Consider the following 25,321-nt stretch of genomic DNA (forward strand, 5'->3'; position numbering starts at 1 on the left):
TCCGCGTGGTAACGCCGTCTCGGACGCTCCGCGTCCCTGCCCGTGGTGACGCGGAGCGTCACGGGATGCATGCCCACGCAGAGCGTGGGCACGATCAAGACAGGTCCGGGTGACGTTCTTGAATTTGCGCTCAACCTTGAGGACCCCACCATGCCCATGTACGAATACGACTGCCCCCATTGCGGTGACTTCACTGCCCTGCGCCCCATGGCTGAAAGCGCGTTACCCTGCGATTGCCCGGAATGCGGCGCCTCCAGCATGCGGGTGATTCTGTCCGCGCCAGGACTGGCGACGATGGCGGGCCACACGCGCAAAGCCATGGCCATCAACGAGCGCAGCCGTCATGCGCCGAAAACCGTCGGCGAATACCAGGACAGCACGCGTCACCCCAAAGGCTGTGGCTGCTGCGGGCCGAGCAAAAAGGTCGAACCGACCAAGGCCAATCCCCATGCCCTGAAAGGCAAGGCGGCAGGGCGCCCGTGGATGATCAGCCATTGAGCGGTCGCCAGGGTTTGAGCCACAGCGCCATGGCGATCAACAGGATCGCCCCGTAGGCGCAGCTCAAACCCAGTTGCAGCCAGACGTTGCTCAGCGGGTGCAGCAGGCTGGCAGCCAGCACCATGATCGCGACGCCCAACGACCACTGCTGACGCCATGGCAAGGCACCGAGCAGTTGCTGCCTGCGCATCAGCAGAAAACCGGTGAGCACCACGCCGCAAATCGCTGCCATGGCGATACCGATCAGGCCGAACACGAACGGCAGTACGCCGAGCAGCACGGCATTGAGCAAACTCCCCGTCAGCTCACACGTCAACGGCATGCGCGTGTCACCCGCGGCATAGGCGTAACGGGCGAGCAGGGCATTCCAGGCGCCGAACATCAGCGGCACCGCGAACCACGCCAACAGTCCCGGCAAAGGCCCGTCGATGGCTTGACCGGGCATCAGCAGAAACACCAGCGCCCCGGCTGCGCCAATCAGTCCGGCCACGGCGGGAACGGTCAACAGCGTCGCGCTGCTCAAGCCTTTGCGCAGCAGCCCCATGCGTTGGTCGTCCTCAGCGCCGCTCATCAAACCCAGCAGCACCTGATTCAGACTCATCAAGGCAATCAACGGCAGGTTGATCAGCTTGCGCGCCAGGTTGACCCAGGTCACTGCGCCTTCCCCCAGCAACGAGGCGACCATCCGCTCCAGCAACGCCAGGCCTTGGCTGGCCAGGTTGCTGCTGAGCAATGGGCCAATGCGCTGCAAGAGTTCGCGACCGGCGCCGGGCGCGTGGGAGAGATGCCAGGGTCTCCAGCCGTCGCGACACAGTGCGGGGCACAACACGCCGGGCATCAACAGGCTGCCGAGCAGGCAGGCCAGGGCCAGCCCTGTGGGCGTGGCGTCGTGGCGCATCAGCGCCAGATAGAGCACGGGGGGCAGGTTGAACACCAGCGATCCCAAGCCCGCCAATACAAACCGCGAACGGGCCTGCAACGGCACGCACAACAGGGCGTGCAGCAGAAAGCCCGGTGCCGACCACGCCAGCCAGTGCAGGGAACCTGCGGCTTGCGTGTACCCGGCCTCATCCAGCCCCGGACCGATTAACCGCACCCACAGCCAAGCCCCCAGACTGAGCAACGCACCCAAACCCAACCCGCACAGCAGTACCCGAGGGGCGAGGGCGCCGAGCCAGTCCTGTTGCGCTTGCGAAGAGCGTTGTTGATACAGCGGCAATGCGGCCGCGCTGAGCAAACCTGCGGCCAAGGCCATGCGCAAGGCTTCAGGCAAAAACAGCGACACCAGAAACGCATCGCTGCGCCCGCCCGCGCCCCACGCGGCGACCAGCAGCCACTCGCGGGCGAACCCGGCGGCCAGCCCCGTGAGGGTCGCCAGGGTCAGCCAGAGGGTCGAACCGAACATGGATGGGCCTCAGTGAAACAACGTGAACAGGCCTTTGCCGCCCACTTTGTAATTGAGGCCTCGGGCGCGCTCGCCTTTGATTTCGGCGTTCGGACCGCTGACGATGGCGTAGGGCGGGACGGGTTTGGAGACGACGCTGCCGCCGCCCACCACCGCACCTTCACCAATGTCGGCACCGAACGACAGCAGGGCGCGGCTGGCGATCCAGGCGTAATCATGAATGTAGATCGGGCCGCCGACCGCCCAGAATTCCGGGGCCTTGAGGTCATGGCCCCCGGCGATGATCAGGACGTGGGAGGCGATGGTCACATGATTGCCAATGACCAACCCGCCACGGGCATCCACCTGACAGTGCCAGCCCACGGTGCTGTCTTCACCGATGCGCAGGCCATCGACGCCCAGCACTTCGGTGTTGCGCCAGACCGACGAACCCTTGCCGATTTTCGCCCCGCCCATGCGCAGCCAGAACAGACGCAATGTATGGCTGGGGATCTTGCAGATCAGGATGTTGTAAATCTGCTCCCAGGTGCGCAGCATTCGGTCGCGCAGGGTAGGCCAGTTGATGCCGTACAGCGGAATCAGCGCACCGGGCGTTTCTTTGGACAGCAGGCGATAGAAGCGTCGGGCCAATGGATGTTCGATGCGCGGCTCGATGTTCAGGTAACTGATGAAGCACAGGGTCTTGTCTTTCATCGGAGTTTCGAAGCACACGTCGTTGGCCAACATCCAGTCATAGGCGCTCGCCAACTCTTCATGGCTGACGCCCATTTTGCGCGCGTATTCGGGGAGTGATTGGCGCAAGTCGTGCGAATGCATCATGCGGTGTTTCATGGTGTCTCCCGGGCGTCAGAGGCGAGGGCGTGTGCGTTGGCCTGCAAGCGCCGGGCTTCGTAAAGATTGAGCCCGAGCAACAGCCAGAACAACGCGACCAATACCGTGGTGAAGCTGAAATAGTGGTCGAAGAAGCCGCTGAGCAACGCTGCCAGCACGCCGGCACGAGTGCCCAGCCAGAGCGCGGTTTCGCGATTGAGGGTGACCAGGTGGGCTGGCAAGCGTGCTTCGCGCCACCACACGACCGTGACACCGATGAAAACCAACGCGCCGACAAGGCCCAACTTATAGATGTAGTTCAGCCACAGGTTGGAAATCCCCCACAGCCCGGTGCCGGGTACGGGTGGGTCGACCTTGAAGCCGATGCCCAGCGGGAACATTTTCATGGCGTCGGTGAAGTGCGAGTACTCCTCGAAACGGATCGCGGTACTGGCGTCGTTACTGCTGAACAGGCCAATGAAGCGGTCCTGCAAAGGCGGGTAGAACATCAACAGCAGCGCTCCGAAAATCGCCCCGGCCATCAGCATGCGCCCCACGTAGGGGATACGGTTACGTGCCATCCAGCACATCACCAGCGCCAGGCTGACGAGCGCGCCCCGGGAGCCGGTAAACAGCAGCCCGGCCAGCGCCAGCACCGCCACCACCAACCCCAGATGGCGCACCACGCCTTCACGGGTCATGCCGATGCAGAACGCCAACGGCAACAGCATGGCCATGGCGCCCCCCGCGATGTTGGGGTGCGTCCACGGCGTGCCCATGCGGCTCGACAGTCCGAGAAGGCCTTGATTGAGGGTGTCGAGGTTGCTGTAACCCAGACCACCGATGACCGAGATGATGGCGGTCGAGTTGCCGTCTTTCAGGTACACCGGAATCGACAGCAGTAACATGCACAGCGTGCCCAGCAAAATCGCCACCGTCATCTGCTCCCGGGACTGCACATCGCCTAACAGGCGCGGCACCAGAAACAGCGGCGACAGGTTGAACAGCCAGCGCACCCAGTTGATCGGGCCATTGCCGTCGACGTGCACCATCAGTTGACCGACCACGAAGGGCAGGGCACTGAACAGCATCAGCGCGATCAGCCAGCGCTCGGTGCGCAACAGGTGCACGGGCGGGTTGTACAGCGCGAACAAACGGTGAGCCATGAGGCTGGCCCAGACCAGCATCAGCAAGGCCTCCGAAACCGTCGTGCGGATACCGATCTGCACCGTGGCATAGGGCAGAAAGGTCGCCAGCACCCCAAACAGCAGCAGGCCGCGCAGCGGGCGCCGGATGATGGTCAGGACCGCAGCGACGCCGATCAATGCCGCCGTCACCTTCAGCGCGGGCAACAGCCAGACCATCACACCGAACAGCAGCGCGATCAATACGCCCACAGGCATCGCCAACGGCATCAGCGCAACTCCTCCAGCAATTCGTTGAAACGCCGACGGTAGGCCTCGACGCCATAGTGGCTGGCCCATGCCTTGAGCGCGGTCGGGTCTTCGGCCTCGGCGCTGGACAACATGCCCATCAAGCGGATCAGCGCCGCCTGATCGTTGGGGGAAAAACGCGGGCTGCCCGCTGGCGTGACCTCGTCCAGCGACGAGCCGCTGGCCACCGCCACGGGGGTGCCGACCCCCAGCGCTTCCACCACCGGCAGGCCGAAACCTTCGCCATAGGAGGGGTGCCACAGGCGCTCGGCCTGACGATAGACCTGATGCAACTGACCGTCACTGATGCCACTGACGATGTGCAGGCCCGGGCACTCGCGCTGGGCGGTGGACAGCCCCTCGGGGCCGCCGACCAGCACCAGGTCCGGGGTTCTGGGGAACTGGCGTCGGGCGACCTGCCAAGCCTCGACAAACCACGGCATGTTCTTGCGCGGCTCCCGTGTACCGACGCACAGCCAGTAGCGCTCAGGCAACGGTGTGTCGAGATCGGCGGGCTCGGCGCTGAAACCTTCCACGAGATTGGGCAGCACCCGCACCTTGTCCCGGGCGTGGGGAAACAGGCGCACGGTTTCGTCGGCGGTGAATTGCGACGGTGCCCAGATCCGGTCGGCGACCTTCACCGAATAGCCGATGGACAGGCGATCGGTCTGGCGGTAGATCATCGCCTTGATTTTCGAGCCATGGGCGTTGCTCAAGGTCAGTTGGAAGAGGTCATGCAATTGCAGTACGTAGCGCAGGCCCGCCGGTTTGCGCCCGATGGGCAGGCCCATGTTGAGGTTGGCCAGGTACAGCTCGACCTCGGCATCGCGCAGTGCTTCGGGGAGAAAGCAGGCTTCGAACTTCAGGCGTTCGGGCAGGCGATGGATGCCGTTCAGGGGCGTCGGCCAGCGCGGACAGTGGGCAATACGACGGATCGGGTGTTCGTAGGGCGCGACACTGAACAGCTGCAATTGCACGTCGGGATGGGCACGAAACGCTTCCTCCAGCGCGGTGTTCTGACGGCCGATGCCGCTGTTGGGGAATCCGGTCGCGGGGCGAAAATCCAGTCCTACGCGCATGCGTGAGTGTCCTCTTGCTGGTGAACCTGGGCGTAGATGCCTTCCAGTTGCGCGGCTGACACCGACCAGTCGTGGTACTGACGCACGTAAGCCCGGGCGGCGTCGCCGATCTTCGCCAGGCGTGGCGGTTGGGCGAGCGCCTCGACCAGCAGCAGCGCCAGGCCGTGGGCGTCTTCGCATCCCAGGTAGTGGGTGCCGTTGACCACTTTGAGGCCCGACACGCCCTGTTCGGTGGTCACCACGGCAAGTCCAGCGGCCATGGCTTCCAGCACCTTGAGCTTGGACCCGCCGCCCTCGCGCAACGGGGCGAAGAAGATGGCCGCCTCGTTCTGTACGGTGCGCAGGTCCGGCACGAAGCCCAGCCAGTCGATGCGCGGATCACCCCAGCGCTGCGGCCAGTCGTGGGGCAGGGCGTAGCCGCCAATGGTCAGGCGCACCATGGGGTCGATGGCCCAGACCTTGGGCATGATGTGGTCCAGTGCCCATTCCATGGCGTCCAGATTTGGCCCGTATTCGTAGTTGCCGATGAACAGCAGGCGTCGGCTGTAGCGGTCCGGGCAGACCTTGGCGTAGTAGTCACAATCCACGCCGTTGACCACCAGGCTGGTGGCCCGCGAGGTCATGCGGCTCAGGCCCTTGGCGTCATCTTCGGTGACGGCGATCAGTTGTCGGGTCTGGCGAAAGACCCGTTCTTCCCAGTGGCGATAGCGCCATTGGTCATAGCGCGTAAAAGGGCGCGCCCAGTCGGGGAAGTGGTGATAACTGGCTGCGCCAAGGCCAGACTCGACGTTGTGTTCGGTCATGATGAACGACTTGCCCGCGCGCCGAAGGGGCGCTTCGAACGGCTGGAAGCTGTAACTGTGCTCGATCTGGATTACGTCCCAGTGCTCTTGCAGCAAGGCTTCGAACTGCTGCTGCAACTGCGGCGAGAACCCGTTGGCGCTGGCCAGCATCGGTGGCCGGGCGAAGGCGATGGCGAGCAGGGTCCGGGCACTGCGCAGCGGTCGGCGCGGGACCACGATCAGACGCTCCAGCCACGGCTCCAGCGCGGCGCGGGTGTCGTCATCCAGCTCGCTCTTGGACTGCACCAGCAGGGTGATGCGGTGGCCCCGCGTGGCCAGGTTGCGCAGCAGGTGAAACTGACGGGTCTTGCCGCCGCTGGTGGTAGGCCAGGGCAGGTAGGGCAGTGTCCAGAGAATGCGCATGGCTACGGCTTCCAGGCGAGGATTTGCAACGTAGGGGTCAACGGCACGTCGACGCCTTTGGTGTCGGCCAGCTCGGCCTGTTTGCCGGTCAACGGGTCGTGCAGCGTCGCGGTCTTGATGCCGGGGAAGTTCAGGTGCGCGCTGCTGGCGCTCCAGGCCATCAGCAGGTGCGAGCCGTCCGGACGGTCCCAAGCGATGGCGTACAGGTCATCCGGGATCGCGGTGGCAGGGGGCGGGTCGGCCGGTCGCAGGGTCGGTCCGGTGACCTCGAAGAAACGTTTCAGTGCGACGTAGACCGGCTTGGGTTCGCCGTTGAGGTCCACCAGGCCGTAGCCACGATCACGGGCGCTGGCGCGTTGGTCCAGGTCGCTGAGGTTGAACAGGAAAATGCGCTGGTAGTCCATCGTGCTCATCAACGCGAGCCGCCGCAGGGTGTAATCGGCCTGGCCGTCAAGGCCGACGATGTGCTGCATTTCCACCGGTCCTGCGTAGCTCGACCAGCCCCATTCCGTGGCCCAAACCTCTTTCACGCCGGCGTTGTGCAGGGTTTTGTTGAGGGCGTTGCCGCGCACCAGAAAATCCCGGTCCTTGATGGAGTCGCCTTCCGGGTACTCAGAATAGGGGTGATAGGCCGCGACGATGTTCTGGCTGGCCAGCCCCTGATCCACCATCGACTGCAACATGTAGCCGGTGGAGCCGCGCATCTGGCCGTAATAGGCCACGCCTGCGGTGACGATGGGTGTGTTCGGCAAGGCGCTACGAATCGCGTTGGCGGTGGTGGTCAGCAAGTTGTAATAGGCGACCGGGTCGGCTTGCGGCAACCAGATGATGTTCGGCTCGTTCCACACCTGCCAGTGGCTGACTTGGGGGTAACGCTGGGCGAGGGCGGTCATGCGCTCGGCAAAGACATTGATGTCCCGGGGCGGGTATTGGTCGGTGTTGCTGGCGCCCTGAGGGGCGGTGCTGTCAAACGTGGCCGAACCCACCAGATAGGCCACGGTGTTGTAGTTATGGGGTTTGGCGGCAGCCATGGCTGCGTCCAGATCGGCCAGCCTGTATTGTCCCGGTGCCGGTTCCAGGATGGGCCAGTGCAGAGTCCAGCGAATCCAGCTTAGGCCCAGTTGATCCAGGCGGTTCATCTGTTTGGGGTAGATGTCCGGGGAGAAGTAGTGAAACTGCACGTTGACGCCGAGAAAGTCTTTCCAGGTCACGGCACGCGGTGCCCGCAAAAGGGTTTCGGCCTCCACGGCCGGGCTGATCGCACTCAACGCACACGCGCTGATCAGGTAAATCGTCAGTAACGTTCTGGCCTTCATTCATGCACCTCGCACGCCTGTTGGAATAGTTGTTGAAAGCGTTCTGCGGTGAGGCTCCAGACCCTTTCCCGACCCAGCGTAGCCGCTCGTTCGGCCCATGCCTGGGCGCGTTGTGGTTCGCTGCACAGGCGCGCCAGCGCTGCAGTCAGGGCTTGTACATTGCCTTGCGGGTAAATTTCGCCGTTGCCGTGAGACACCTCTTCGGCAAATGAGCGGGCATCGGAGGTGATGACGCCGCGACCGCAGGCCGTGGCCCAGGACAGCGCGCCGCTGGTACCGCGCAACTGACCGAGAATCTTCAATTTGCTCGATTCGCGGTAAGGCAGGACCATCACGTGATGGGCTTGAATGACCTGAGGAATGTCGGCGGCGGGCAGGTCCAGATGCCAGCCGATCACATCGCTCAGGCCCAGTTCGCGAATCCGCTGACGCAACTGTTCCAGGTAGCTGCCTGAAGGGCCGAACGCCATTTCCGGCTCGCTGCCGCCTGCCAGCGTCAGTCGCACTTGACTGCGCAGAGGGGGCTGCTCGGTGAACAGCCGCGCCAGCGCTTCGAGCAGATCTTCGATGCCTTTGCCGCGATAGATAAAACCGAAATACAGCAATTTCAGCGGCTGTAGCGGGGGCAGCGGTCGCGGGGCGACGGGCAGGTTGCCGTGGGGAATCACGGCCATCTGCGCCTGGCGCAAGCCCATGCGTTGTTGCAGGCAGCGGTTACCCGCTTGAGTCAGGGTGATCAGCCGCGTCATCTGCCGCGCCAATTGTCGTTCTTCATGCAGACACAGCGGATCGGCCAGCACCGTGGCGGCTTCAGGCAGCGGCGAGCGCAGCGTAGCCAGCATCGACAGTGGCCACGGCAGCTTTTCCCGACGCCAGACCAGCCGTTCCGGGTCATGAACGGTGGCGGTCAACGGCAGGTGAGGGAAGCGTTCGCGCAACGCACGCAGGGCATGGAACTCCGCCAGCCGCCCGCCGCCGATTTCCGCATGCACCAGGCTGATGCCCTGCCAGTCAGCCTCGGCCACCCGTTGCCGCGCCGCGTGCGGGTCGTTGCCGACCCCTTGCAGTGGCGTTCTCACGCGCACACCCAGATCCTCCAGTGCGTGTTTGAGGTGACCGGCGTAGTCGGCGATGCCGTTCTGCTCCGGTGGCAGCGGGGCGAGCAGGGCGATCTGCATGTCAGTGACTCCCTCCTCAATGATGGCTGCGGAAACGGCCGAGCCAGGTCAGTACCTTCTCGGGGATTTCGAAGCGGCGGCGGTTGAGGATGATGCCGTCGACGTGCTTGAACGCGGTGGACAGTGTGCTCAGCGCGTTTTGCAGCTTCGGCACGGTGGAGGATTCGGCTTCGATCACCAGCACGATCAGATCGGCGTCGCGCAGGTCGACGAACACCTCCTGTTTGGCGAAGAAGTTCGAGGCGTCGATCAGCAGGATTTCTCCCGGTTCGGCAGCACGCCCATGGCCCACGCTAACGCGGTAGTCGTGCTCTTCCAGCAACTCGCGCAGGTGCTCGATGACGAAGCTCACGCCTTCGCCCGAGTGGGCCGAGGTCAAGCCGATACTCAGCCCCTTCTCTGCGACTTGCTTGAGCGGCAGTACGCTGTACAGCCGATAGAGACTGGCGACGAAGCCGCTGCGTTGCTGGGGTGTGACCTTGCTCAAGTCCTGCAGGGTGGTCCACAGCGGCACCTTGAACTGCGCCTCGATTTTGTCGCCGTCATGAATGCGCTGATCCAGCAGGTAAAACAGATACAACGCCAGCAGGCCCACGCCGAGACTCAACGGAATCGCCAGCAGCAACATCAGCAAGCTTTTCGGAAAGACCCGGCTGGGGTTCAGTGTGGCTTGCTCGACCACCGAAATGTTGCTGATCTGTTTGTTGTCCAGCTCGCGGTCGATCCGGGCTTTTTCAAGGCTGTCGGTGTAGAGAATGAAGTTCTTCTCTTCCGCATTCAGCTCGTTCTGCAAACGGGAAAATTTGGGTTCCAGTTCCAGTGCCTGTTGCCGCGCCTTCTCCCATTGATCCAGTTGCGCATCCAGTTGCTGCTTTTGCACCAGCAGCCGGGTGTAGCTGGCTTGCTGGTCGTTGAGAATGTTCTGCAAACGGGTGAACAGCGGATTGGGCGCGATGTTCTCGGTGCGCTGCACGGTGTGGCTTTCCTTGGCCCACAACGCTTTGAGGTTGGCGATTTCAATGTCCAGCGCCTGAACCGGCGGAGCGCTTTCCTTGAACGAACGCAGCAGTTCCTGCCGCTCTTCTTCCTTGCCATTGATGCGGGTTTGCAGATCCTGGCGAGACGGGTTCAAGGCCAGTTCCTTGCCCGAACTGATCAGGCGGGTCTGGCGATTGATCTGCTCCTGAATCTTGTCGATCCCGGCCTTGGTCGAGGCAATGGAGCGCATGGTGTTGTTGCGTTCGGTGCGCAGGTCGTTCAGCCCCTGAGCGACGTCGGCCAGGCGCTGGCTGATGCTCACGGTGCCGATCTGATCGAGCAAGGCCTGAATATCGCTCTTGTGCTGAAGGATGTTGGCCTGAGTGTCTTTGACTTCCTGTTCGTAAAACGCATAAAGGTTGACCCGGCCCAGGATACGCGCGCGTTCGACGCCGTACTGATCGACCCAGCTTTTCAGGATGGCCTGTGCCACTTGCGGGTCGTCCCAGGTGAAGTTCAATTCCATTACCGACGAGCCGGGTTCATGGCTGACTTTAAAGTATTTCTCCAGGTCTTCTGCCAACCGCTCTTCAGCGCTGCGGGCCTCGATCAGTCCGAGGAATTCGAAGACGCTGCGCGCTGCCCCTATCACGCCTCTGAGAATGGCGCCCGGCGCGTTTTTGAGCTTGGCGAAAAAGCCGGCATTCTGCTGCGCCTCGGAGACTTTCGCGATGTACTCCTGCGCCACGGCGCGGATGATCGGCCGACCGGTGAGCATCCGTTCTTCATCCAGCAGCGGGTCGCGCAAGGCGCTGGGCACGGCCACCGACTGGCGGTCGGCAAGCTCGATGGGTACGGTGCTGGTGTCGCGGCCAGGCTTGACTAACAGCAGCGCGGTGGACTCATAACGGTTGGGCAGCAGGAAGGCGCCCAGCACGATAATCGCGAAGGTCGCCACGACGGTGATCTGCACTTCACGCCGGAAAATGAAAAACAGGCGCAGCAGATCGCGGAATGAGCGAATGGTGATCATGTCGGTAGTCCCTTCCGATTATTGGTTGTCGCGCAAGTTGTAATTCACACCGAAGCCGATCGATTTCGAGAAAGGGATCAACTGGTTGAGATACAGATTCACGCCGTCGATCCGGTTGCCAACCGAGGACTTGGGCACGAACACGACATCGCCGCGCTGCAACAGCACCGGTGCAGCAGGGCCACCGCCACTGGCATACAGCAGCTTGGAATAATCGAAGAAATAGGTCTTGTAGAGGCCGTCATCGCCAGGGCGCAGCAACGCCACCAGACGGGCGTCGGCGTCCGGATTGAGGCCGCCTGCACCGACCAGCGCCTGCTCCAGATTGGTCACCACCGGCACGGGCAGGCTGGCCGGATTGCGCACCGCGCCTCCGACGAACACCACGTTGCTTGGCGCCTGATTGATGTTGATGGTCAGTGCGGTTTCCCGATAGACCGGCGCCAGCTTCTCTTCCAGCACTTTGGTCAACTGAGGCACGGTCAGTCCTGCCGCCTTCACCGAGCCGATGTAGGGGTAGGAAAAGGTGCCGTCGTTGAGCACGGGAAACAGCGTCAGCTCATAAATCGAGTTGGCGGTGAAGGCCGAGATCGAAGGGGATTCACCGGTATTGCGCACGATCCGCAAGGTGTCGCCCGCGTGGATCCGCTCGGGAGGCAACGGCTTGCCCACCAATGCCCGACCCGCGTCTTGCGCAGCCTTGATGTCCGGGTCGTTCGGTGGTCCGATCCGGGCGGGTGTGTTGCAGGCGCACAGCAAGACGACGCTGGCGAGCAACAGCGTGGTTTTCATTGGTCCAAAACTCCTGTCATGCATGAATACGGCTCCCTTGCGGGTAAAACAATCATGTCGGCGATACTGCCAAGTCCAATGTCACTGAATGTCGCGGTGTGGTGGGGGAGAGCGCGCGTTCCTCGCTGCGAGTGAATCGTTGGCAGCCACCACCATTCGTGTGGCGGCTGTCGCCGTTGAGTGTCGATCAGACCTTGGGGGCGTCCGGGACGCGACCGTAGACATCAGTGAAGCGCACAATGTCGTCCTCGCCCAGGTATTCGCCGCTTTGTACCTCGATCATCACCAGATCGATCACCCCCGGATTGACCAGGCGGTGGGTGTGACCGGGCTTGATGAAGGTCGATTCGTTGGTGTCGAGCATGAATTCCCGGTCGCCATTGGTGACACGGGCCATGCCACTGACCACGATCCAGTGTTCACTGCGATGGTGGTGCATCTGCAACGACAACGACGCCTGCGGCTTGACCACGATGCGCTTGATCTTGAAGCGCTTGCCTTCCTCCAGCACCGTGTACGTGCCCCACGGGCGCGTCACCGTGTTGTGCAGCAGGTAGGCGGGATGGCCCTGGCGCTTGAGTTCCTGAGCAATCACCTTGACCTCTTGCGTGCGTTCGGCGTCGGCAATCAGCAGGGCATCGGGGGTGTCGATGATGATCAGGTTGTCCAGACCCACGCCCCCCACCAGCCGCTTCTTCGAATCGATGTAGCAGTTAGTGACATCGTGCAGGACCACTTGCCCGTTGCACTGATTGCCGTTGGCGTCTGCGGGGGCCAGTTCGCGAATTGCCTGCCAGGAGCCGATGTCGCTCCAGCCCAGCTCGCACGGCACCACGGCGACTTTTTGCGAGCGTTCCATCAGCGCGTAATCGATGGAAATGTCCGGCGCCAGGGCGAAGGTCGTGGCGTCCAGTTCCATCTGCAACTCGTTGCTGCCTTCCTTGCTTTTGCATTGCGACAGGCAGTGGCGCACGGCGGCCAGTACATCCGGTGCATGCAGTTCCAGTTCGTGCAGCACGGTGTCGATGCGCATGCAGAACATCCCGGCGTTCCACAAGTGCAGACCGCCGTTGAGGTATTCGGTGGCGGTGGCGGCATCGGGTTTTTCCACGAAACGTGCAACCTGATAGCCCTTGTCGCTCAGGGCCTGACCTTTCTCTATGTAGCCAAAGCCGGTTTCCGCCCGGGTCGGGATCAGGCCGAAGGTCACCAGCCAGCCGTCATCGGCCAGTCGGCGTGCATCTTTCACGGCGCGGGCGAAAGCGTCCAGGTCGCTGATCAGATGGTCGGCGGGCAGGATCAGCAATTGCGCGTCGTCACCGTGCAGGGCCTGCACATGCAGCGCGGCAGCTGCGATAGCGGGCGCGGTGTTGCGACCGAAGGGTTCGAGGATGAAGTCCAGATGGATCTTGTGTTTGTTCAACAGCCGATAGTCGTCGACAGTCCGGAAATAGACTTCCCGGTTGGTCACCGTCAACAGGCTTTCAACACCTTCAAGACCTGCGGTGCGGTTGAAGGTCTTTTGCAACAGGCTTTCGCCATCCGGTAAGCGCATGAATGGCTTGGGCATGGCTTCCCGTGAAACGGGCCACAACCGGGTGCCGGCACCGCCGGCAATGATGCAGGGAATAAGGGTGCCCATCAGTAAGCCTCGCGAGAGAAGAGCACTGCAGGAACAGTGCGCAGAAGAATGTACAGATCGAACCAGACGGACCAGTTTTCGATGTATTCAAGATCGAATTCGACACGCTTTTCGATCTTCTCCACAGTGTCTGTCTCACCACGAAAACCGTTGATCTGAGCCAGCCCGGTGATCCCCGGCTTGACTCGATGACGCGAGGTGTACTCCTTGACAGCTTGTTCGAACAAAATGCCCGCAGCCTTGGTGGCCGTGGCATGTGGGCGCGGCCCCACCATGGACATGCTGCCCGCGAACACATTGAACAGTTGCGGTAGCTCATCCAGGCTGGTCTTGCGGATGAAGCGCCCGACACGGGTGACCCTGGCGTCCCCTTTGACGGTTTGTTGCTCGGCGTTGGCGTCGGCTTGGTGGGTGTGCATCGAGCGGAACTTGCACACGGTAATCAGCCGGTTGTTATAACCATAACGTTTCTGCCAGAACAGCACCGGCCCCGGCGAGTCGAGCTTGATGGCGAGAGCGATGGCCAGCATGAACGGCGACAGCAGCACAATCGCGATGCTCGACAGCACCATGTCTTCAAGGCGCTTGAACAGCGGCGACCAGCCACGCAAAGGCACGTCCGACGCATTGAACATCGGCAGGCTGGCGACTTCGGTGATGCGGTTGTGGGCATGGCGGAAGGCAACCATGTCAGGCACCAGCAGTACGTTCACCGGCAGCCGCCGCAATTCGCGAATGATGTAATCCATGCGGTTTTCTGCCGACCAGGGCAGGGCAACCAGCACTTGCGTGACCTTTTCCTCGCGGATCAGGGCCTCCAGGTCCTTGGTGTTGCCCAACAGCGGCAAGTTGGCCATGGTTTTTGGCAGTCGCCCGATCCGGTCGTCGATGAACCCCAGCACTCCTGAACGGATGTCCTGATTCTGCAGCATGTACTCGGCCAGCCGTTGGCCGTTTTCCGTCGCGCCAAGAATCACCGCACTTTGCAGGAAGAACCCTCTGGCCATCAGACGCTTGTAGATCAACAGCAACAACACGCGCTCGGCGCAAAACATCACCAGGCTGGCGACGAACCAGACCATCAGCTGTTCTTGGGTGATGTATTTGAACAGGTCCATGGCCTGGTGCATGAACAGCAGCACGCAGAACGCTGACGACCAGACGAAGAAAATCATTTTGAACCGGGATTTGTTGCTGAAGATGGCTTCCGAATAGACACCTAATGCCTGGAACATCAGCACGCAAATCACCGCGAAAAACACCTGAATCATCAGGTAGCTCTCGGGCGCTTTGGGGATGTCGACTTCCCAGTAGGCAAGAATCAGAAGGCCGGGCAGAACGGACGTCACTCCGTGGACCAACCTGACGGCGAACAGGAAATACTCGATCAGACTGGTGCGCGTGAGCAGAAGGCTGTCGACCGGTTGCAGTCGCATAAAACGTCCTCACCTCTTCGATCCATGAATCCATGACTGGCGTATCTGCCCGGTATTTCATCACCAAAAGTCAATATAATGACTTTTTTGCCGGGTATTTCAAAATAAGCCAATTATTTGTCGATTAAGCACCCTCTCGACCCCCATTTCAATCCCATCGATGAGAAAAAATCCTATTTATTCCCAAACGGTGTAGGACTAATGCTGAATGCAGATCGGAAACTCCCTCAAACGGGTGCCTGAGCAGAGTAAAGCCCATGAAACAGTGGGTGTCATGGCGCCGAATGAGAGACACACCCAAAAAGTGGCCTTGAGACAGCAGTCTTTCAGGATGAGCCTCCTGGTTTGGCCCGGAGCCACGGGCGTTTGAGCGTTTCATCGGATGGCAAAAAAAATATCGACGCAGGGCTATTTCTGAATGGCGCGAGGTCAACATCTCTCGCAATGCATCGCACCGACAGAGGGAAGGACTATGACAGAGCGCAGGGCGATATTGATTCTTCATGGCAAGCAGGCGCTCAACGATGACGTCCGTCAGGCTGTGCACCGTAAACGCAAGCACGGGTGGGAACTGGACGTGCGCCTGACGTGGGAAGCCGGAGATGCGCAGCGTTGGGTGGGCGAAGCGCTCGCCGCGGGCCATCGGGAAATCATTGCCGGTGGTGGCGACGGCACGCTGCGGGACATCGCCGAAGCGTTGGCACTGGCTGACACCGACGCCAGCCTGACCATTCTGCCGTTGGGCACCGCCAACGATTTCGCCCGTTCGGCGGGTGTGCCGCTGGAAGTCGAACGGGCGCTGGATTTGCTGGACATACCGGCGCGCAGCGTCGACATGGGCGAGGTGGACGGTCATCTGTTTCTCAATATGGCCACAGGCGGTTTTGGCAGCCAGGTGACGGCCAATACCTCGGAAGACCTGAAAAAAGTGCTGGGCGGGGCGGCGTATCTATTCACGGGGCTGTCGCGCTTCAGCGAACTGAAGGCCGCGTACGGTGAGCTGAGCGGACCTGATTTTCACTGGCAAGGTGATTTGTTGGCGTTGGGTATTGGTAATGGTCGTCAGGCGGGCGGTGGTCATCCGCTCTGTCCCGATGCTTTGGCGGACGATGGCCTGCTCGATATCAGCATTTTGCCTGCGCCGCAGGAAGTGGTGGGCGCGCTCAAGAGTTTTCTTGAAGGTGGACTGGGTCTCGATAACCTGTTCGTAAGGGCACGTCTGCCGTGGGTCGAATTGAAGTCGGCGCATGGGCTGGACATCAACCTCGACGGTGAGCCGTTGCGGGGTGAGCAATTACGTTTCAAGGCCCGGCCGGGTGCGTTGCGCATTCATCTGCCTGCGCATTCTCCGTTGCTGGGGCAGGCAAATCGGATCGGGTGAAGGCTCGGCAGCCGTTGCTGTTGATCTTCTTACGCAACAGCCTGGACACCGCTGACCGCGACTTGGGTGACTCACTTTTCCGGTTTTACAGCGGCCCATTCGTCTCGGCAAATGGGGAAACCGCTTTGCTCCTGGCTTGGGCAGGTTTTAGGGGGCCTTGCCCATGACAAACGTTTGCGCGATCAATCGTCCAGACTGATGATCTGTTCACGAACGCAGAACAGCACCAGACCCGCCACATCGTAGATCTGCAAACGTTTCATGATTTGCGAACGATGAGTCTCCACGGTCTTGACGCTCAGGCTCAGGCCGTTGGCGATCTCCCGCGTGGATTTGCCACGCACGATCAAACGCAGGATTTCCAGTTGGCGGGCCGTCAGGTTGTGATTCTCCACCGCCTCGGCCTTGCTCGATTGCGTGCTGACCAACGCCTGATTGATCACCGTATGGGCGATCGCCGGGCTCAGATAACGCTCATCGTTGCGCAAAGCATCGAGGGCCTGTTCGATCTCGGTGGCCGTGGCGTCCTTGAGCAGGTAACCGTGCGCACCCCCTTCAAGCGCACGCATGATCATCTGCGGGTCGGTGTGCATTGACAGGATCAATACCTTGCTGTCCGGCAAAGCACGGTGCAGCCGTTCGAGTGCATCGAGCCCGTTGCTGTCGCGCATGGAAATGTCGAGCAGGATAATGTCCGGCTTCAATTCCAGAGTCATTTCCAGCAAGTGTTCGCCATCGGCAGCTTCGCCAACGACCTGGTAGCCGGGGATGTCGGAAACCAGCGCGCGAACGCCCGCGCGGATCAGGGCGTGGTCATCGACCAGAAGAAGAGTGCAGATCATGAGTGCGTACTTGTCTCGGCGCGTTCCCGGGCACGGGGCGCCCAAGGGAACAGGGCATGAATATGGGTGCCGTGGCCGGGCTGGCTGTCGACGGTCAGATGGCCGCCGAGCAGCGTCGCGCGCTCGGCCATGCCGGCCATGCCGCGTTGGCCTTGCTGGCCGGGGTTGGCGGCCGGCACAAACCCTGCGCCGTCGTCGGAAATGCTCAGGGCCAGACCGTCCGGACGACGCTGGATGCGTACCCGCAGATTCTTCGCGCGAGCATGGCGGATCATGTTGGTCACGGCCTCCTGGGTAATGCGGAAGGCGGCCACTGCCATTTCTTCGGGAATGCCCGCCAGCCGCTGGTGGCATTCGAAGCTCCAGAGTACGGGGGTGTCGGTCAGCGCTTGCACCAGGTGCGCACGCAAACTGGCTTCCAGGCCCAGACTGGTCAGTTGACGAGGATTTAGGATGGCCGACACGTCCCGCACTTTGGCCAGTGTTTCATCGAGGATGCTGTTGAGCATCGCGCAATGGGGATGCAGGTCTTCCGGGGCGCGGCGCTGCAGCCAGTCGCTCTGGAGTTTGGCAGCGGTCAGCATCTGGCCGATGTCGTCATGCAGTTCACGGCTCAGGCGATGACGCTCGGTTTCCTGGACCTGCAACATGTGCCTGGCCAGTTCCTGAGGCTGAAACTCGATGGTCTGATTGGGGCGGCTCATGCAGTAGCCGATAGAAAGAAACGCCAGCACATTGAGCAAGGCGAGGCTCGAAGGCATGCCGTCGTCGAAGAACCAGGCCGCGGTATTACAGGCTGTGGTCACCAGACATAATATCGCCACCCACCGAAACGCCTTGTTCGAGCCCATAGTCCGTAACTTGAAGGTCTTGTTGCTGCCATGCATAGCGGATGAAGCCATCGGATAATTGTGGCGAATACCTGAGCAATCATTGTCAGGTCACTCAAGGGGCTAGCGAGGTGTAAGCTCGCTCACCTTTTACGTGTACAAAAAACAGGGTCGACGTCCAACAGCGATAAAGCGTTAGAGACTTTTCTACGTTCAATCGCGGGCGACGATATTACCTTAAACGCCGGGTTTATTAAGCGTTAACTGTAAATAAGCGTCGGATTAATAGTTGTCCGGGTCGTCAGGAATGACTTCTGGAACGGCAGTGCTAATAAAGCCGCACACTTTCTTTGACGGGTTGTGGACCCGTCGAGCCTGCCACGTGCCCGCGCGCGAGCAATTGAAACTCGCGGGCATGGCGCGTTTGATCATGTTCGTGTCAGGAGCGCAATGGTGTGTCGTTTTCAGACGCATTGCCCTGACAGACGACGCTGGCAGGGCAGGGTGACGGGGCGATCAGAGCGAACCCGAGTGGTCAACGTGTTCGCTGAGCCCGGGGTCGGGAAGAGTGTGAGCAACGGCCAGCGGCACGGTCCATTCCACAGGTGCGGTATGGCTGCTCTCCACCTGACCGATTCCGCAGCAGCAACCGAACTGTTCGAGCAGTTCATGCTGCTCGCTGTCGTCCAGTGGCAATTGACCCGTTACGGGATCGACCAGCTCGATCTGCCACGACAACAGCGACAGGCACTGATGCAGGGAGAACAGGGCCTTGGGTTGCAGGCGACCGGCCGCGCTGGCGAAGTAGAGCAGGTAGCGTAATTGCCGGGCGAATCCGGCGACGGGCTGGACACGTGCGGCATCGGCCTTGCCCGCAATCTGTTGCAGGGTGCCGAGCAAACACTCGATGGCGTCCTTGTCGTCACTGATCAGTTCCAGGTGGCTCAGGCATTCATCTGCCCGGGTTATCAAGCGCTGAGTGTCACTGAGGAAATCACCGTGCAACTCATGCCATTCATTGCCATTCAGCATGCGAAATCTCCACTCTTCATGGAACGCGATCCAGGGTCGCGCGGGGCGAGTGGCCCAAAGTTAAGGTTGAAGGCAATAGAAAGTATGTAGGGCATTTCTGAATGTTGTGATTTGCCTGCTGCCGACAGGACGTTGCCGTGTGCGACGCGCCACGATAAACCCCGGAACCCGACATCCGTGTTCAGTGCTTTGACGAGGGGATCGGGGAATTCCGCGAACGCGACCACGTACCTGACTCCATTCACTCAATGAGAATGGCGTCACAATAATCGCTATTAGAAACCGCGAATATCAGGTTCGCCCTGATTGATATTAAGGGATACCCCTAGGGGGGCGTGCTGAGCCTGGGGTGAGTAAAAGGCCGAATGCCACTATTGAACGATTGTTCGAGTCTTGCCGATGCCAATCAGTTAATCATGATGTTATTGTGATATCAATTGCTTCATGTAGCATTTTTATCCTGATTAAGGTCTGCCCGGGCGCTGCCGATAACACGGGTGCGGACTTACTTGAAACCCTGCTCCAGGAGCAACCGATGGCTGGCATTCTCGACACAGTAGACCAACGTACACAGCTGGTGGGTGAGAACCGCCTCGAAATTCTCATGTTTCGCCTGGCCGGTCGGCAATTGTTCGCAATCAACGTGTTCAAAGTGCAGGAAGTCCTGCAACTGCCCAAACTGACCCTCATGCCGCAGCGCCATCCGTACGTCTGCGGTGTCGTCAACCTGCGGGGCCAGACGCTGCCGGTCATCGATCTGTCGCAGGCCATCGGCATGCGCCCGCTGGTGCCGGGGCCGTCGAGCACCATCATCGTCACCGAATACAACCGCTCCGTGCAGGCGTTTCTGGTCGGTGGCGTCGACCGCATCGTCAACATGAACTGGGAAGCGATTCTGCCGCCACCGGGCAGCGCGGGGCGTCAACACTACCTGACCGCGATCAGCAAGGTCGATGACCAATTGGTGGAAATCATCGACGTCGAAAAAGTCCTCGCCGAAATCGTGCCATACAGCGCCAAGGTCTCTCGCGACAAGCTGGAAGATCCGGTGCTGAGCCGCGCCCGTGGTCGTGAGGTGCTGCTGGTGGACGACTCTAACGTGGCCTTGTCGCAGTTGCGCGACACCCTGGGTCAGTTGGGCGTCAAAATGCACGTGGCCAGCGACGGTCTCAAGGCTTTGAACATGCTCAAGGCCTGGGCAGACAGTGGCGAGGTCATGACCGACAAATTGCTGATGGTCTTCACTGACGCGGAAATGCCGGAAATGGACGGCTACCGCCTGACCACCGAAATTCGCCACGACCCCCGCTTGCGTGGGCTCTATGTGGTGCTGCACACATCGCTGTCGGGCAGCTTCAACGAATCGATGGTCAAGAAGGTCGGCTGCGACAACTTCCTCTCCAAATTCCAGCCGGACAAACTGGTGGACGTGGTGCGCGAGCGCCTGCTGCTCGACAACTGATCGTCTGACGATTCAAGCCCCTCGCTGTATGGAGGGGCTTTTTTGTATCTGTATCGTTCGCTGCCGTGATGCCTCGTATAAAGTGGCGGCTTTCCGCTCTGTCACTTCAAGGACGCGTCCATGCTGCAACTCAGCGCGCTGTACCGCTATCCCCTCAAATCCTGTAAGGCCGAACCACTGCAACGGGCCCGTTTCGACGAGCTGGGGCTCAGCGGCGACCGACGCTGGATGCTGGTGGACGAGAGCAATGGTCGTTTTTTCACTCAGCGGGCGCTGCCGCACATGTCCCAATTGTCCGTGCTGTGGAACGAGCAGGGCGGTGTAACCCTCTCGGCGCCTGGCGTCGCTTCGCTGGATGTTCCGCTGCCTGAGAACATCGAAGACAACCTGCGCGGCGTGACCGTCTGGCGCGATACATTGCGCGTGCCGGATGCGGGCGATGAGGCGGCGCGTTGGGTCAGCGATTTCATCGGCAAGCCGACGCGCATGGTGCACATTCCCCAGGCGCGTGCCCGCTGGCTGCCCTCGGGTTACGGCACGGTCGACGACAAGGTCGGATTCGCCGACGGATTTCCCCTGCTGTTGATTGGCCAGGCATCGCTGGATGACTTGTCGGCAAGAATCGGCCGACCTCAGGAAATGCTGCGCTTTCGCCCCAATCTGGTGGTGGAGGGCGCAGAGGCCTTCGCCGAGGATGGCTGGAAACGCATTCGCGTCGGCCATCTGGAGTTCCGCCTGCTCAAAGGCTGTTCCCGTTGCATCCTCACCACCATCGACCCCGCCACCGGCGTGCGCAGCGATGATCGTGAGCCGCTGAGCACCCTCAAGACCTACCGCGAATGGGAGGGCGAAGTCTGGTTCGGGCAAAACATGGTCAGCGATGGGCCGGGTGAGGTTGAGGTCGGAATGGCGGTTGAAGTCCTGGAGTGACGGCCGCCGCCACGCGTCGTGCAAGCACCCTGCGCCGGGCGTCTGATCCGGCCTGGCGGTGTCTCGACAAGGTTGACTATTTCATGCCCTGAAATACTGGATTGTTTTTTCTGGTGATTCTGTTGGTTCGCGTCGAGGCTCACTATTCATCCCATCAGCGCGGTGAATGAGTCCAACGACAGATCGCTCCCGCTGACCTTTACTCACTCAGCCTCAGGAGCACGACCCATGAACGCCATCAAGCTCTATCACTTCCCGCTGTCCGGCCACTCCCATCGCGCACAGCTGATGCTGTCCCTGCTGGGCATCGAGCCGCAGATCGAGTTCGTCGATCTGGCCAAAGGGGCGAACAAAACCCCGGAATACCGTGCCATCAACGTCTTCGGACAGGTGCCGGTGATCGACGACAACGGTACCGTGGTGGCCGACTCGACGGCGATTCTGGTGTACCTCGCGACCAAGTACGACACCACCGGCAAATGGCTGCCGACCGACGCCAACGGCGCAGCGCAGGTGCAACGCTGGCTGGCAGTGGCCGCAGGCCAGATCAACAACGGCCCGGCCCGCGCTCGCCTGATCACGGTGTTCGGTGCCGGTTTCGATCCCAAAGACACCATCGACCGTGCGCACGCGGTGTTGCAGGTGATCGAGCAACACCTGGAAGGTCGCGAGTTTCTGGCGGCAGACCACGCCACCATCGCGGACGTCGCGGGCTATAGCTACATCGCTCATGCGCCGGAAGGCAACGTGTCGCTGGAGGCCTACCCGAATGTGCGGGCCTGGCTGGCGCGCATCGAAGGTTTGAAAGGCTTCGTGCCAATGCCACGGACCCGGGCCGGGTTGGTGGTTTGACTCGATCTGCTCTTGAATCTGGCCGAAGGCCGTAGGAGCAGGCAAGCCAACTCCTACGGCCTTCGGCCAGAAGCAACGTCCTCACGCTCACTGCTTGGGAGTTTGCGCCATGAATGATAGCCCTTCTGAAAGACCTGCCCCGTGGCATGCCGGTGAGTTGCGCGTGCAGAATCACGCGGGCGTCGCCGAACGCATGGACGTCATCGGGCGCAAGTTCGTGCGGGATTACATGCCGGATCAGCATCGCGAATTCTACGAGCAGATTCCGTATCTGATCGTCGGTACTGTCGACGAAGAGGGTTGGCCTTGGGCAAGCATGATGGATGCCTACGAGGGCTTCATCACGACCCCCGACGCTCGCCAGCTCGACATTCACTGGCTGCCCCAGGCCGATGACCCGGTGAGCGCCGCGTTCAAACCCGGCGAGGCGCTGGGGTTATTGGGCATCGACCTGCACACCCGTCGCCGTAACCGGCTCAATGGGCATATTCAGTCGCTGGATGAACAGGGCTTCTCGCTGGCGGTCGAGTATTCGTACGGCAACTGCCCGCAGTACATTCAGTTGCGGCCTTTGCAGGACGTCGACCCGCTGTCCGTCGTCGAACGTCCACCGGTTCAGGCCATGGATGCCCTGGACGACGCAGCCGTGGCGACCATTCGCAACGCCGACACGTTTTTCGTGGCCAGTTACGTCGATCTGGAAGGCGATCAGCCCCATCGCTCGGTGGATGTTTCCCATCGCGGCGGGCGTGCCGGGTTTGTCAGGATCGAAGGCGACGTACTGACCGTGCCGGATTTCGCGGGCAACCTGTTTTTCAACACGATTGGCAACTTCATGGTCAATCCGAGGGCGGGTCTTGTGTTCATCGATTTCGCCACCGGTGAAATGTTGCATGTGGCCGGGCATGTCACGGTGATTCTCGATGGGCCGGAGATTGCAGCGTTTCAGGGCGCCGAACGGCTGTGGCAGGTCAAGGTCCAGAAGGTCCTGAGACGCCCGGCAGCCTTGCGTTCGCGCTGGGGCTTCGAGGGCTTTTCGCCCAACAGCCTGATGACCGGCGACTGGGAGCAGGCTGCGGCCCGACTGCAAGCCGAGGCCTTGCGCGACCAGTGGCGGCCTTTGAATGTGGTGCGTATCGAGGATGAAAGTCAGGGCATCCGTTCGTTCTATTTCGAAGCTGCTGATGGCGCGGGTATGCCCGCGTTCAAGGCGGGGCAACATCTGCCGTTGCGCGTGCAACTAGAGGGGCAGAGCAAACCGGTGATTCGCACCTACAGCCTGTCCAGCGCGCCCTCCGATGAGTTCTTCCGCATCAGCGTCAAACGCGATGGCCTGGTCTCCGGGCATTTGCACGACGTGCTGAAAGTCGGTGACCGGATCGAAGCCCGTGCGCCGCAAGGGGCTTTCTTCGTCGAGCCGCTGGAGCCGCGGCCCTTGGTGCTGCTCGGGGCGGGCATCGGTGTGACGCCGATGCTGTCGATGCTGCGCGAAGTGGTGTATCAGAACAAACGCAAGCGCCGTTCCCGGCCCATCTGGTTCATTCAAAGTGCACGTCGTCTGGCCGATCTGGCTTTTCGCGAAGAATTGGACACACTCATTGCCAATGCCGGCAATGAACTGTCGGTCGTCCGCCTGCTGAGCCAGCCCGAGAGCGAGGCCCGCGCAGGTCAGGATTTTCACCTTGCAGGTCGCATTGATCTGAATCTGCTCAAAACGCTGTTGCCGTTCAACGACTTCGATTTTTACGTCTGCGGACCGGCAAGCTTCACACAAGGGCTGTATGACGAGTTGAGGGGCATGCACATCCGTGACGAACGGATTCATGCCGAGACCTTCGGCCCCTCGACCCTCAAACGCAGCACCGACCAGCAAACCGTTGCGGTGCAGCAACCGCCTGCGGCCACCGAATCGGTGCCCGTGGTGTTCGAAAAGTCCGCCAAGGAGGCCCGTTGGCAACCCAATGGCGGCACGTTGCTGGAACTGGCCGAGAGTCGCGGCCTGGAACCCGAATTCAGTTGCCGCAGCGGTTCGTGCGGCACCTGCAAGACCCGGCTGATCAAAGGCCAGGTGCATTACCCCGTGCCGCCCGCCGAGATGCCGGCGGCCGACCAGGTACTGATCTGCTGTGCAGTCCCGGCTTCAGGGCCGCTGGTGCTGGATCTGTGAAACTTCATGTCTGAGCAGACGTTATGAAAGGGTGATGAAGATGAATGAGTGGCCCGCGTTCGAGAAAGAAGACGATCCAAACCTGATGCACGTGACCGAGCAGGAAGTGTCGTGGTTGTTGCCGCAATCCCTCGCCTCACTGGCCGGAGAGCTGGCCGCCGAGCACGAGGAACAGGACAACCCGGCGACGGTGCGGTTGATCAGTTGGGTGCGTTCGGTTTCTGCGTTCAGTCGTCATAGGTGATTGCCCCTGCCTACGCTATGTAGTAAATGTCATAGCGATATCAGCGACGCAACATCGGGGAACGACATGAACGCAGTGGCGAAGGAAGCGGTTGGGACAATCTACGACATCGAGGCCATGCGTCATGCGCAAGCCATGACCTGGAAAGCGATCGAGTGGGTGTCTCAACGCATCAAGCCCGGCATGCTGGAGTCCGAGGCGGTGGCCTTGGGCAAACAGGCGTTGGCCGAACTCGACACCCAGCGTATCTGGCACCCGATGCTCATCCGTTTCGGCGCCAACACCCTGAAAACCTTCAAACAGCGTTCCGAAGGCGATCCGGTGCTGGGTGAAAACGACATCTATTTCATCGACATGGGCGCCGTCTGGCTAGGCCATGAAGGCGACGCCGGGGCGACCTTCACCACCGGCAACGACCCGGAAATGCAGGCCTGTGCAGCCGCTGCGAAAACCCTGTTCGAGGTGGTCGAGCAACGCTGGAAAACCGGCGAAGTCGAAGGCGTCGAGCTGTACCGTTTCGCGGAAGAGCAGGCCCAGGCCATGGGCTGGAAGCTCAATCTGGACATCAAGGGTCACCGCGTCTGCGACTTCCCTCACGCCATTTACCGCGGCGGCAATCTCGGCGATTTCGATGCCGTACCCAATCCCGGCCTGTGGATTCTGGAAATCCAGATTGCTCATCCGAGCAAACCCTACGGCGCATTTTACGAAGACTTGCTGGCTTGACTTACAAGTCAGCAAGCTGGGCGTTATGGTTGAAATGACATGACGCTCGC

Annotated in this window: 22 protein-coding genes; 8 read left to right on the forward strand and 14 right to left on the reverse strand. The window is 61.0% G+C overall.

Annotated elements, in window-relative coordinates; translation table 11 throughout:
• The first annotated feature begins 150 nt into the window (after window positions 1-150).
• On the forward strand, window positions 151-498 hold the full coding sequence (locus ACI2KB_RS08625) for a zinc ribbon domain-containing protein (RefSeq protein WP_404633582.1): 348 nt from the start codon (window positions 151-153) through the stop codon (window positions 496-498).
• Here ACI2KB_RS08625 and ACI2KB_RS08630 read toward each other — a convergent pair.
• The 11 genes from ACI2KB_RS08630 to ACI2KB_RS08680 all read right to left on the reverse strand — a co-directional run bounded on the left by ACI2KB_RS08630 (window position 488) and on the right by ACI2KB_RS08680 (window position 14,805).
• Window positions 488-1,903, reverse strand: a complete 1,416-nt coding sequence (locus ACI2KB_RS08630; protein ID WP_404633388.1) for a lipid II flippase MurJ — start codon at window positions 1,901-1,903, stop codon at window positions 488-490. The genes ACI2KB_RS08625 and ACI2KB_RS08630 overlap by 11 nt on opposite strands.
• A gap of 9 nt (window positions 1,904-1,912) precedes the next feature.
• The gene (locus ACI2KB_RS08635; RefSeq protein WP_404633390.1) at window positions 1,913-2,734 is read right to left on the reverse strand and encodes an acyltransferase; all 822 of its coding nucleotides are present in this window, start codon (window positions 2,732-2,734) and stop codon (window positions 1,913-1,915) included.
• Window positions 2,731-4,128, reverse strand: coding sequence for an O-antigen ligase family protein (locus tag ACI2KB_RS08640; RefSeq protein ID WP_404633392.1), 1,398 nt, complete (start codon window positions 4,126-4,128; stop codon window positions 2,731-2,733). The genes ACI2KB_RS08635 and ACI2KB_RS08640 overlap by 4 nt, the downstream gene beginning before the upstream one ends.
• A complete protein-coding gene (locus tag ACI2KB_RS08645) occupies window positions 4,128-5,225 on the reverse strand; it encodes a glycosyltransferase family 4 protein (protein ID WP_404633394.1) in 1,098 nt (365 codons plus the stop codon). Before ACI2KB_RS08645 ends, ACI2KB_RS08640 begins: the two co-directional genes overlap by 1 nt.
• A complete protein-coding gene (locus ACI2KB_RS08650; protein WP_404633396.1) occupies window positions 5,216-6,430 on the reverse strand; it encodes a glycosyltransferase family 4 protein in 1,215 nt (404 codons plus the stop codon). The genes ACI2KB_RS08645 and ACI2KB_RS08650 overlap by 10 nt, the downstream gene beginning before the upstream one ends.
• A 2-nt stretch (window positions 6,431-6,432) precedes the next feature.
• The gene (locus ACI2KB_RS08655) at window positions 6,433-7,746 is read right to left on the reverse strand and encodes a cellulase family glycosylhydrolase (protein WP_404633398.1); all 1,314 of its coding nucleotides are present in this window, start codon (window positions 7,744-7,746) and stop codon (window positions 6,433-6,435) included.
• Entirely contained in the window at window positions 7,743-8,924 is a 1,182-nt protein-coding gene (locus ACI2KB_RS08660) for a glycosyltransferase (protein ID WP_404633400.1), read from the reverse strand. The genes ACI2KB_RS08655 and ACI2KB_RS08660 overlap by 4 nt, the downstream gene beginning before the upstream one ends.
• Window positions 8,925-8,940: 16 nt before the next feature.
• Window positions 8,941-10,935 carry a lipopolysaccharide biosynthesis protein gene (locus ACI2KB_RS08665; protein WP_404633402.1) on the reverse strand — a complete coding sequence of 665 codons (1,995 nt, stop codon included), beginning with the start codon at window positions 10,933-10,935 and terminating at the stop codon, window positions 8,941-8,943.
• A gap of 18 nt (window positions 10,936-10,953) precedes the next feature.
• Entirely contained in the window at window positions 10,954-11,727 is a 774-nt protein-coding gene (locus ACI2KB_RS08670; RefSeq protein ID WP_404633404.1) for a polysaccharide biosynthesis/export family protein, read from the reverse strand.
• A 187-nt stretch (window positions 11,728-11,914) separates the two neighbouring features.
• Entirely contained in the window at window positions 11,915-13,369 is a 1,455-nt protein-coding gene (locus ACI2KB_RS08675) for a mannose-1-phosphate guanylyltransferase/mannose-6-phosphate isomerase (RefSeq protein WP_404633406.1), read from the reverse strand.
• Complete coding sequence (locus ACI2KB_RS08680; RefSeq protein ID WP_404633408.1) at window positions 13,369-14,805, reverse strand: undecaprenyl-phosphate glucose phosphotransferase; 1,437 nt, start codon at window positions 14,803-14,805, stop codon at window positions 13,369-13,371. The genes ACI2KB_RS08675 and ACI2KB_RS08680 overlap by 1 nt, the downstream gene beginning before the upstream one ends.
• Before the next feature lie 472 nt (window positions 14,806-15,277).
• Between ACI2KB_RS08680 and yegS the strand changes: the two genes are divergently transcribed.
• Window positions 15,278-16,186: a lipid kinase YegS gene (gene yegS / locus ACI2KB_RS08685; RefSeq protein ID WP_404633410.1), complete on the forward strand. Its 909-nt coding sequence runs from the start codon at window positions 15,278-15,280 to the stop codon at window positions 16,184-16,186.
• Between the two features lie 182 nt (window positions 16,187-16,368).
• On the opposite strand, the gene ACI2KB_RS08690 is transcribed toward yegS, so the two are convergent.
• From ACI2KB_RS08690 to ACI2KB_RS08700, 3 genes are all read right to left on the reverse strand, one after another.
• The gene (locus tag ACI2KB_RS08690) at window positions 16,369-17,028 is read right to left on the reverse strand and encodes a response regulator (protein ID WP_404633412.1); all 660 of its coding nucleotides are present in this window, start codon (window positions 17,026-17,028) and stop codon (window positions 16,369-16,371) included.
• Window positions 17,025-17,915 carry a sensor histidine kinase gene (locus ACI2KB_RS08695; RefSeq protein ID WP_404633584.1) on the reverse strand — a complete coding sequence of 297 codons (891 nt, stop codon included), beginning with the start codon at window positions 17,913-17,915 and terminating at the stop codon, window positions 17,025-17,027. Before ACI2KB_RS08695 ends, ACI2KB_RS08690 begins: the two co-directional genes overlap by 4 nt.
• Window positions 17,916-18,374: 459 nt before the next feature.
• Window positions 18,375-18,890, reverse strand: coding sequence for a hypothetical protein (locus ACI2KB_RS08700; protein ID WP_404633414.1), 516 nt, complete (start codon window positions 18,888-18,890; stop codon window positions 18,375-18,377).
• Between the two features lie 535 nt (window positions 18,891-19,425).
• On the opposite strand from ACI2KB_RS08700, the gene ACI2KB_RS08705 reads away from it, so the two are divergent.
• The 6 genes from ACI2KB_RS08705 (at window position 19,426) to ACI2KB_RS08730 (ending at window position 25,271) form a co-directional block, all read left to right on the forward strand.
• Window positions 19,426-20,352 (forward strand): chemotaxis protein CheV, encoded by a 927-nt coding sequence (locus tag ACI2KB_RS08705; protein ID WP_404633416.1) that lies wholly within the window; start codon window positions 19,426-19,428, stop codon window positions 20,350-20,352.
• A gap of 120 nt (window positions 20,353-20,472) precedes the next feature.
• Window positions 20,473-21,282, forward strand: coding sequence for an MOSC domain-containing protein (locus ACI2KB_RS08710; protein ID WP_404633418.1), 810 nt, complete (start codon window positions 20,473-20,475; stop codon window positions 21,280-21,282).
• Window positions 21,283-21,510: 228 nt separating this feature from the next.
• Complete coding sequence (locus ACI2KB_RS08715; protein WP_404633420.1) at window positions 21,511-22,134, forward strand: glutathione S-transferase family protein; 624 nt, start codon at window positions 21,511-21,513, stop codon at window positions 22,132-22,134.
• Window positions 22,135-22,243: 109 nt separating this feature from the next.
• Window positions 22,244-24,301 (forward strand): pyridoxamine 5'-phosphate oxidase family protein, encoded by a 2,058-nt coding sequence (locus ACI2KB_RS08720; protein ID WP_404633422.1) that lies wholly within the window; start codon window positions 22,244-22,246, stop codon window positions 24,299-24,301.
• A 40-nt stretch (window positions 24,302-24,341) separates the two neighbouring features.
• The gene (locus ACI2KB_RS08725; RefSeq protein WP_404633424.1) at window positions 24,342-24,545 is read left to right on the forward strand and encodes a hypothetical protein; all 204 of its coding nucleotides are present in this window, start codon (window positions 24,342-24,344) and stop codon (window positions 24,543-24,545) included.
• A gap of 66 nt (window positions 24,546-24,611) precedes the next feature.
• Entirely contained in the window at window positions 24,612-25,271 is a 660-nt protein-coding gene (locus ACI2KB_RS08730; RefSeq protein WP_404633426.1) for a M24 family metallopeptidase, read from the forward strand.
• The last annotated feature ends 50 nt before the right edge of the window (window positions 25,272-25,321 follow it).

Origin of the sequence: Pseudomonas sp. NPDC088444 (genome assembly GCF_044900175.1) — a bacterium.
GTDB lineage: Bacteria > Pseudomonadota > Gammaproteobacteria > Pseudomonadales > Pseudomonadaceae > Aquipseudomonas.